Raw genomic sequence first — 9,396 nt, 5'->3', positions numbered from 1 at the left:
TTGTGTCTGTAGGGTAGGGTTTTGCAGGATTGTAAGCCATAAATATAACATCGGGTGTTCCATCTTTCTCTTCCCAACCCTCTGGCTTTTCTTTCGGATCAAATGCAACTTTAGCAACCGGAACAAGCCCGTGTTTAGAGTACATCAGAGGTAAAGGAAGATTTGGCATATTAAAACAATCCAAACGTTTTCCTCCATTCTTTAAAGCTTCCGGAATTAGAATATCTGTGACACCTTTAGGCACTTCTGAAACAGTACTTTTAAAGACAGAAACAATATCTCCATCTTTCTTAATGGCAACGCCAAAAGATCCAGCATTAGATAGCAACATTGTCATTTCAGCATACTCTTCAACAGGATAAATATATACAGTTTTGCCAGCTTTTGCATTTGTTATTGCTTGATGAAATTCTTCGGCACTTGCTAGTCTAAGTGCATTTGGATTTACAGAAATTGTTTCACTTTCTTGTGTTTTAGCAACAGATTGTTGCTGATCTATTTCTCGATGTAATTTTGTTGACGTTAAATGCCCAAGCACAGAAGCATTATGATTAGCCTGCATAGAAACACTAGTATCACCTATTTCTGTAGATATACTTTGTTGAGAATCCTCAGATGATTTTGAAGTATTTTCTTTTGGTTGTTCAGATGTCATTTCCCTTGATTGCACTGGTTCTCCTATTTGAAGAGATGGAGTTGATCCACTAGTCGGTATATTCATACACAGCCTCCTTATTATAAATTTTAATTTAATCTCCTTCTTAATTATTAAACTAATTTATTAATTTTATATTAAAAAATTAAAACATTTGAAATTTTGGTTTATTATTAAAATAAAAAAAATAAAAACACAGATAGTATTGAATAGGTAAAGCTATTTCAATAAACTTATCTAAAGATAGATTAATTATTCTAATTCAAGCGGAGAAGAGCAATGAAATGCATGCATTGCGGATCAGATTTGGTAAAGAAAAGAAGATTGATGATCCAAAACAGGAAAAGCAAAATTTTTGCTGTTTAGAGTGTAGCAAAAGTGGAGCGAAAACAATGAAGCTAAAATTATTAACGAACAGTTAAAGGAACTTGTCAAAAAGCTCTTAGAGGAAGGGTGTCTCTTCATGGAATTTTTGATATAAGAATGCCATATTTGCTCAATTTTATTAATTTCATTATCAAAGATTTACCTGAGGAGAACTTAAATGCACAAGTCACTTGTCATGAGAAAGATGAGTTGGAATTGGCTAAACTTTAAGGAAAGAGCGATGGAGTTTGGTAAGAAATAAGGAAAATGATCCGTAGCTATGGCTCGTCTTCCATAAAAAAAGTCGCCAAGTGCTTTTGCTAGGCAAGGGGATCTTCGAGATGAACGCTGTGCTTCTTTTTGCAAAATGACCTGGATCATTAAAAAAAGCCCTTTATTTCACTGATTAAGGTTAATGTTTATTTATCCTTGGAGCTAACATCAACCAATTAGAAGCAATCTGATCAGACAAGCGACATGAAAAGATTTAATTATACTCTTAAGACAAAAGTGTACAAGCTTTATAAGGAAAACACTTTCATTTTCTAAAAAGCTAATTAATCCCCTTAGATTAATAAAATACTTTATTTGTGGTTACAATAGGCAATTGAGAGTCTTACCTATTTAGCACTAGCTAAATGGGTATAAATTTCTCGGTCTAATAAAATGTCTTTTGCTTTTACTTCCGACCAGCCTCTCTGACCCATCAAAATATTTTAATATTTATTTTAAAAATTTAGAATTTTATTCTAGTGTTGTTTGCATTCGATTAAATGGAAGGCTTTTCTATTTTGGCAGATTCGGTAATATAAGCTTATTTTTGAAAAATCGCTCATATTATTTGTCTAGAAAATCATGGTTTCAAATTTTTCTATTCCTCTCATCGCAAATATTGCCTGGCTGGCAATTTAATGACAATATTAGAATTAAATGATTAATTTCTAAAAATTCTCTTCTAAAAAAGTCAAAATAGCAGATTGCGTTTTGATTAAATTAGACTCTTCATGAGCTTGAGAAATAAACCAAGATTCATGCTGAGAAGGAGGGATATAAATGCCTTGATCAAATAGCTTTCTGAAAAAGTTTGCAAAAATAGTTGTGTTCGCTTTCAGTGCATCTTCTAAGTTACGGACTCTATTTTTACAGAAAAACAAAGTAAACATGGATCCGGCTTGTTGAATACAAATTGGCCAATTGTTTTTTTTAATGGTTTCTTTAATAGGGTTTAAAAGTAAATCTGTTTTTCTTTGCAATTCTTCGTAAAAACCCGGTTGTTGAATTAAACGTAAGCTTTGCAAGCCAGCTTCCATTGCTATGGGGTTACCAGAAAGTGTCCCGGCTTGATAAACAGAGCCTAACGGGGCTAACAGATTCATAATCTCTTCTCGGCCTCCAAAAGCAGCCGCGGGAAATCCGCCTCCTATAATTTTACCAAAACAAGTTAAATCAGGTTCAATAGGGTAAATGTCTTGTGCTCCTTTCAAGGCGACTCTAAATCCGGTCATGACCTCATCAAAAATCAGTAACGCTCCCATCGCTAAAGTTTCTTCCCTCAAGAACTGCATAAATTCTTGAGAAGCTGGAATAACTCCCATATTTCCTGCAATAGGTTCTAAAATAATAGCTGCTATTTTATGTCGATAATCGGAATGATGAAAGATCTGACGGCAAGCTTCAATATCATTATAAGGTAAACATAGTGTTTGTTTAACAATATCAGCAGGAATCCCTGCGGATGAGGCTGAGGGAGAAACTTCTAAAACACCGGATCCCGCCTGAACTAAAAAAAAATCAGCATGTCCATGATAATTACCGTTAAATTTTACAATGAATTCTTTATTGGTATATCCACGCGCTAAGCGAACCGCACTCATGGTTGCTTCAGTTCCCGACGAAACAAATCTAATTTTTTCGACTGAATCAATTAATTTAATGGCTTCTTGAGCAAGTTCCCCCTCAATAGACGTGGTAATTCCAAAACTGGTTCCTTTTTTCATTCGTTGTTGCACAGCTTCAAGAATGGATGGATGCGCATGGCCGTGAATTAAAGCTCCCCAAGACCCACAATAATCAATGTAAGTTTTTCCATCTACATCCACTAAAGTATCGCGATAGGCATGATCGATGATCATCGGAATTTGTCCCATATTAGCGCAGGCTCGAACTGGAGAATTAACGCCCCCAGGAATGACTCGATTTAAGTTTGAATAAATTTGTTGGCTGATGGGACGGCTAATCATATCACTTACCATAGAATTAAAAAACAAAATCAGGGTTTAATTTATTGTTCAAAGCTTATAAAATCGCAAGAATTATGCATATAAAATTGTAAGCTAGAAGTTTTATCTCATAGACCAAAAACAAATTTTTTCAATCATTTAGAAATTTAGGGATGCTTAATTGCTAACTTTTTTTAATTTTATTAACCTATGTCTTTCGTCTATATTAATGATAATGTTTAAAATCATTATTGTTTTCTACTCATTTTTGAAGGACATTTTTAGCATTATTCACCCATTCAAACAAAATTGTGATCAGCGAATAAGCAACCTATTTAAAAACTCTTGGAATAAAGAACTAGCTTTTAAAAATAGTAAAAAGACCTTTATTCTAGCAGCGCTATTTTCAAATTTATTTTCATCAATTTTTTGTTACGAAGTTTATTTTGAAGGAATTCAAGATCAAGAAGCTATTTCTTTACTTGAATCAGTTTCACAACTCGTTAAACTCAGAAATTCTCCTCCTGCTACAATAACAGGAATAAGAAGACGGGCGGAATCAGATCTTTCTGACTTAACTTTAGCCATGCAAAGTTTAGCTTATTACGAGGCAAAAGTTTCTTTTCAAGTTGCAGAAGATGGATCTTCTGTCACTATTCAGGTCATACCTGGACCTATTTATCCTTTAGAAGCATTTATTATTCGCTATTTTCAAATGGGAGAAGAGTTAGATTCAGCACTTACCTCTTTCCCGTCATTATGTGAACTAAAAGTAACTTTAGGAGAACGTGCCCTTCCTGAAGTGATTTTAACGGCAGAAGATATATTATTAGATAAGCTTAACCTTCAAGGCTATGCTTTCGCAAAAATCAGAAAAAGAGATGTTTTTGCTGATCTGAAAAAAGATGTTGTCGTTGTCCTATTAGAAGTAGAAATTGGGCCTCTAACTTACTTTGGCCCTATCAAAATTAATGGTTGCGATCGCGTAAAAAAAAGCTTTTTTTATAAGAAATTGCACTGGAATCAAGGAGAACTTTACAACCCTAAAAAATTAGAAAAAACTCAAGAAGCTCTTGAACTTTCTGGATTATTTAGTTCAATTAATATTAGCCCAGCACAAGAACCTGTTCAAGGAAATTTACTTCCCCTTGAAATAAATGTTTTAGAAGCAAAACAAAGAAGTATGGGTTTTGGGGTAAATTATACCACCCAATTTGGACCTGGAATTACGGCCGAATGGGAGGATCGCAATATTGCTGGAGAAGGACAGAAAGTGAGCTTTCGAACAGATTTATGGGAAAAATTACAAGATGCTAGAATTTCTTACTTGATTCCTGATTATCGAAGGCAAAATCAAAACTTAGTCTGGCTCTTAGACTATAATCATGAAAGGACAAAAGCTTTTACCGAAAAAGCACTTTCAGTCTCAGCAACTATTGAAAGGAAGCTTTCAGATCAACTACGCGTCTCCTATGGTTTAATGTATAAACTTTTGCGCAGCGAAAGATCTGAACGTAACGGGACCTTCGATTTATTTAAAATTCCGCTTCAGCTACAATGGGCAAATGTAGATAGTCTATTAGATCCGACAAAAGGAGCTGCCGTCCAACTTAGAATCATTCCATCGGTGCAGTTTATTTCTCCTTTTTTTGCCTATTCAATTAATTCATTAACAACTTCTCTCTACCAAGCTCTTACAAAAAATAAAAAGCATGTTTTTGCTGTAAAATTAATGTTTGGAACTATTTTAGGAGCGAGTAAACATGATATCCCTCCTCCAGAACGTTTTTATGCCGGTGCTGAAAATGCTTTAAGAGGTTATCGCTATTTAACTGTTAGTCCAATTGGAAGAGAGCATAAACCCTTAGGTGGACGCTCTTTATTCATTTACTCATTAGAATTACGAAGTAAACTCACGAAAAATTTTGGCCTTGTTACCTTTTACGAAATAGGAAATGTTTTTCAAAATTATTACCCCAATTTCCGAAAAAAATTTTTACAATCGATTGGATTAGGAATTCGCTATTATACACCTATTGGTCCTTTGCGTCTGGATTTTGCTGTGCCCGTCAACAGAAGAAAACATATCGATAATGCTTTTGAAGTCTATTTTAGTATTGGCCAATCATTTTAATAATAAACACGTTGAATATTATGAAACTATTAAAATCTCTTGTTAAAGTCTTTTTAACATTGCTTACAACTTTAATATTTATTTGGATAGTCTTGATTGCCTTATTTTCTACACGACAAGGGCAAAAATGGGTGGTAGAGAAAGGTCTTGCTTATCTTGAAAAGCAAACTGAGACAACCATTCAAACAGAAATATTTGAATATACATTCCCCTTTCATTTACACGTTGAAGGCCTTTCAATCTCCCGTCAAGCACAGCCTATTTTATCTATAGAAAAATTCAACATTGCTTGTGAATATTGGCAACTGTTAAAAGGCAAGTTTGTGATTTCCTTTTTAAAGGCCGAAAATATTCTTCTACAAAATTTATTAGATATTTACGAATCGCCTAAAAACGAAAATAGTTCGTCTGAAGTCAACTTTAAAACCTTTCCTTTTCCATTATATGTAAAAGTTGAAAATATTGATTTACGTAGCATTTCAATAGCACCTACTGTTTTTAAACAACTCAATCTTTCAGCTAACATTATTGAACAAGCTGATGATCTTAAATTCTCTATCAAAGGTATGTTAAAAAATAATCCCTTCAAGAATTTATTTTCTACTCACGCTATTCTCGAAATTACTAACAATAATTATTTACCCCTTCCACTAGTAGTCAACCTTGATATTGATAACAATCATCTCACATCTAATTTTAATTACGATCATTTTACTTATCCTCTCCAGTTGTCCAACGAAGTCATTCCTTTAGACATGAAAATCAATTTTATGGCTTCCCTCAATGATTGGCAAAAAACCATTCAAAATCCCAAACAGCAAGGAAATAAAATTAACGGCTCTTATCAAATCATCGCTTTACTACCTGAAACAGATTCGTTTTATAAAAATTTATTAGGAAAAGAGCTGCAATTAGAAGGGAAGTTTTCTTTCAAGAAAAATCACCTCTTGTTGCTATCAGAAATCCAATTGAATAGCCAAACTTTCATTTTTAATGGACAAGCGGCGATAGATAAAAATTTTTATATTAGAGAAAGCCTTTTCAACGGAACTATCTTAGATTTAGAAAAATTCTCTTTTTTATCTAATAAGAACATTAAAGGATTGCTAACTTTTGAAGGAAGCATTTTAGGTTCAAGAAATAAGCCTCAAATTATTTTTGAAGGGTCAAGCCCAGAGGTAAAATTAGAAAATTATTCCTTTAAAAATGTTCACATATCTTCAAAAACTCATTTAGAAAATCGACATATGATTGGAAGGATTGGGCTCGAATTTGAACATCTTAATCAAAATTGTAATTTAAATTCCAATTTTTCTATTGATGATCAATTACTCACTCTTTCTGACTTGAGTGTCAAAGCTTTAGATTCATTTGCAGAAGGAGATTTAACACTAAATTTACTGAATTTGATCACAGAAGGGCATCTCGATATTCATTTTACAAATTTAGAAAATTTCTCTAATTTTTTTAACTTGCCGTCTATGAAGGGAAATGGTCTGGCTCAGATTAAACTTAAACCAGCCCTCGATATTAATGATAATAAACAACAAGCTATCGATGCAAAGCTTAATGGATATCAATTAGATATGAATGATCATCAAATTGATGAATTAAGCTACCAAGCAAAATTTTATCCTTCTCTTGAAAAACAAAATTTTTATGTTCTTCAATCGGAAATTGAAGCTGAGAAATTACAATCTACTGATTACTCAATATCAAATATTTCTGTAAATACTACTCAAAACATCAATGTGGATACCTACTCTGTTTTTGATCTATCTACTCAAATACATTTAGATAAAATCTCATCTATAAGGGGCGAAGCACAATCTGGCCAAATTTATTTTTTCTTAAAAGATCCATTCACAAATCCTCAAGGAGAGGTAAACGTTTCTTTAGAACGCATTCAAACAGAAGCAACTACGTTTAATCATTTAAATGCAATAACTACTTTAAATTCACTTGAAAAAAAGAATCCTTTTCAAATATATGTGCAAGGAAACAGCCAAGTCGAGTGGAATGCTGAAGCAAATGGCTTTTGGTCATTTCAAAACGGATTAAACTGTGCTTTAGAAAAACTTGAAGGGATCTACGGTACCCAACCTTTAAAACTTCAAAATCCTTTATGGATTTCATACCAAAAAGGAAATGTTTCTTTAGCAGATTTAAAATTTTCTTTTGGTAAGGCGGAGATTGAGGCTCAATTTCAAAAGATTAATAAAGAGATTATTTTCGACTTCCGAACAAATGATATTTCCACCACACTTATTAAATATTTTTATCCCGATTTACCTATTACAGGGAAAGCCTCCTTTGAAGGACATTTAGGTGGAACAATTGATCAACCCGAAGGAAGTCTGCTTATTTATTTAAGGAATATGCAAATTACCGAAGAAATTTTTGCCCAAAATCCTTTAGTGCAAGGAAATATACAATTGGACCTTAATGGTTCGGGAATCAATTTAAAAAGCACTTTAAATGGAATTGGTAGTTCTCCTGTTCACGCACAAGGAACACTGCCTATTGCTTTTAGTTTATCTCCAATCTCCATGGTAATACAAAAAGATAACCCCTTTTCTGTAACTCTCGAAGCCCGAGGAGAAATTGGTCCTTATATGCACTTATTTTATAATGACACAAGTAATTTGACAGGGCAGGTGAAAATTGCCATTAATCTAAGTGGACAAATAGATAACCCTCAAATCAAAGGCTCAATTAAACTTACCGACGGTGCCTATGAGATTTTAAAATCTGGAAGTATTTATCACAATATACAAGCAATTTTAGAAGGTGATGGTTCCGTTGTTGTTATCAAACATTTTTCTGCAGAAAATAGTAAACATGGTTCTATTACTGCTAAGGGGAAAATTAGTTTGGATAAAAAGCAGCATTTCCCCTTCGATATTAAACTAGAGCCTAAACAAATTGCAATTATGGAATCCGATTATGCTGATATAGAAGCTAGCGGATCCTTGCAACTTGTAGGAAATCTAAAGAAGTCTAAACTTCGAGGTGATTTAACAGTGGATAATGCTGTGATTCATATGGAAGAAGCTTTACCTAAGCAAATTAAGTCTGTAGCAGTCATCTTTATTAATCAAAATCCTGATCATAAGTCTAAACGCTCTTCAGAAGTTTCTAATTCTTCTCCCTTAGCATTTGATATCAAACTCCAAATCCCTGGCAATGTCTCTATTGAAGGAAATAATCTTTCATCCGAATGGAAGGGTGCTATTACAATTACAGGAACAGCAAATAACCCCCTTTTGAATGGGGATTTAAGCGTCATCAATGGTCAATATGATTTCAACGGAAAAACCTTTAATCTTTCGCAAGGAAATATTCATTTCGCAGGATCTCCTGGAAAAAAAACGAGTATTTATGTCGTCGCAAGCAAAGAAATTGATCGAATTCGTGCAGATATCATCGTCAAAGGAGCTGCAGATAAATTAGTCGTTAGTTTTCGATCAAATCCTCCTCTTTCACAACGAGAAGTTCTTTCTTACATTCTCTTCAATAGAGGAATTGCCGACATTACTCCTGATCAAGGGGATCAATTAAGTCAATCTTTCATATCTTTAAATGCTAGCGAACAAAATTCAAGTAGTGATGATTTTTTAACCAAAATTCGAAATAATATTGGGATTGATCGTTTAGATATTTCTGCCAACGATAATAATAACAAAGACCTTTCTCTTCAAATTGGAAAATACATTACAGAAGGGGTTTTTGTCTCTATTAACAAAAGTATTAGTGATATAGGGAATCGGCTAGCAATTGAAGCTAATGTTCATAAAAATTTAAAAGCTCAAGCTGAAGTAGAGCTTGGTACTGCCAACCAAGGTAAAATCTCATTAAAATGGAAAAATGATTATTAACTTCTAAGTTGGAATGTTCAGTTATCTTCTTAAAACTCCAAAGCCTTTTTATTTTTTGAAAAAATAAAACTTCTCATAATCATTATTCATCCAAATAAAAAAGTGGTCTATTGACAAAAAGCAATTAGCTTTCTATTCTACTGC

4 protein-coding genes and 1 pseudogene are annotated in these 9,396 nt (G+C 33.4%); 3 read left to right on the top strand and 2 right to left on the bottom strand.

Features of this window, described 5'->3' with window-relative positions; all coding sequences use genetic code 11:
- The coding region (locus BU804_RS03490) for a hypothetical protein (protein WP_075882990.1) at positions 1-721 on the bottom strand (721 nt) is incomplete at its 3' end.
- 213 nt (positions 722-934) lie between these two features.
- Between BU804_RS03490 and BU804_RS11175 the strand changes: the two are divergent.
- Positions 935-1,649 (top strand): annotated as a pseudogene (locus BU804_RS11175) (IS1 family transposase).
- A 313-nt stretch (positions 1,650-1,962) separates the two neighbouring features.
- Here the strand turns inward: BU804_RS11175 and hemL are convergent.
- Positions 1,963-3,261 carry a glutamate-1-semialdehyde 2,1-aminomutase gene (gene hemL, locus BU804_RS03480; protein ID WP_075882989.1) on the bottom strand — a complete coding sequence of 433 codons (1,299 nt, stop codon included), beginning with the start codon at positions 3,259-3,261 and terminating at the stop codon, positions 1,963-1,965.
- A gap of 214 nt (positions 3,262-3,475) precedes the next feature.
- Between hemL and BU804_RS03475 the strand changes: the two genes are divergently transcribed.
- Positions 3,476-5,374 (top strand): autotransporter assembly complex protein TamA, encoded by a 1,899-nt coding sequence (locus tag BU804_RS03475; RefSeq protein WP_075882988.1) that lies wholly within the window; start codon positions 3,476-3,478, stop codon positions 5,372-5,374.
- Between the two features lie 92 nt (positions 5,375-5,466).
- Entirely contained in the window at positions 5,467-9,252 is a 3,786-nt protein-coding gene (locus tag BU804_RS03470) for a translocation/assembly module TamB domain-containing protein (RefSeq protein ID WP_158025007.1), read from the top strand.
- Positions 9,253-9,396 lie beyond the last annotated feature (144 nt).

It is taken from the genome of Candidatus Protochlamydia sp. W-9 (genome assembly GCF_001950615.1).
Classification (GTDB): domain Bacteria; phylum Chlamydiota; class Chlamydiia; order Chlamydiales; family Parachlamydiaceae; genus Protochlamydia; species Protochlamydia amoebophila.
The sequence above is the reverse complement of the archived record's forward strand: the minus strand, read 5'-3'. Positions and strand labels throughout refer to the sequence as shown.

What these genes read in the sequence shown, in the direction of transcription:
- hemL (WP_075882989.1), bottom strand. Translation starts at nt 3,261, where the DNA reads ATGATTAGCCGTCCCATCAGCCAACAAATTTATTCAAACTTAAATCGA.
- BU804_RS03475 (WP_075882988.1), top strand. Translation starts at nt 3,476, where the DNA reads ATGTTTAAAATCATTATTGTTTTCTACTCATTTTTGAAGGACATTTTT.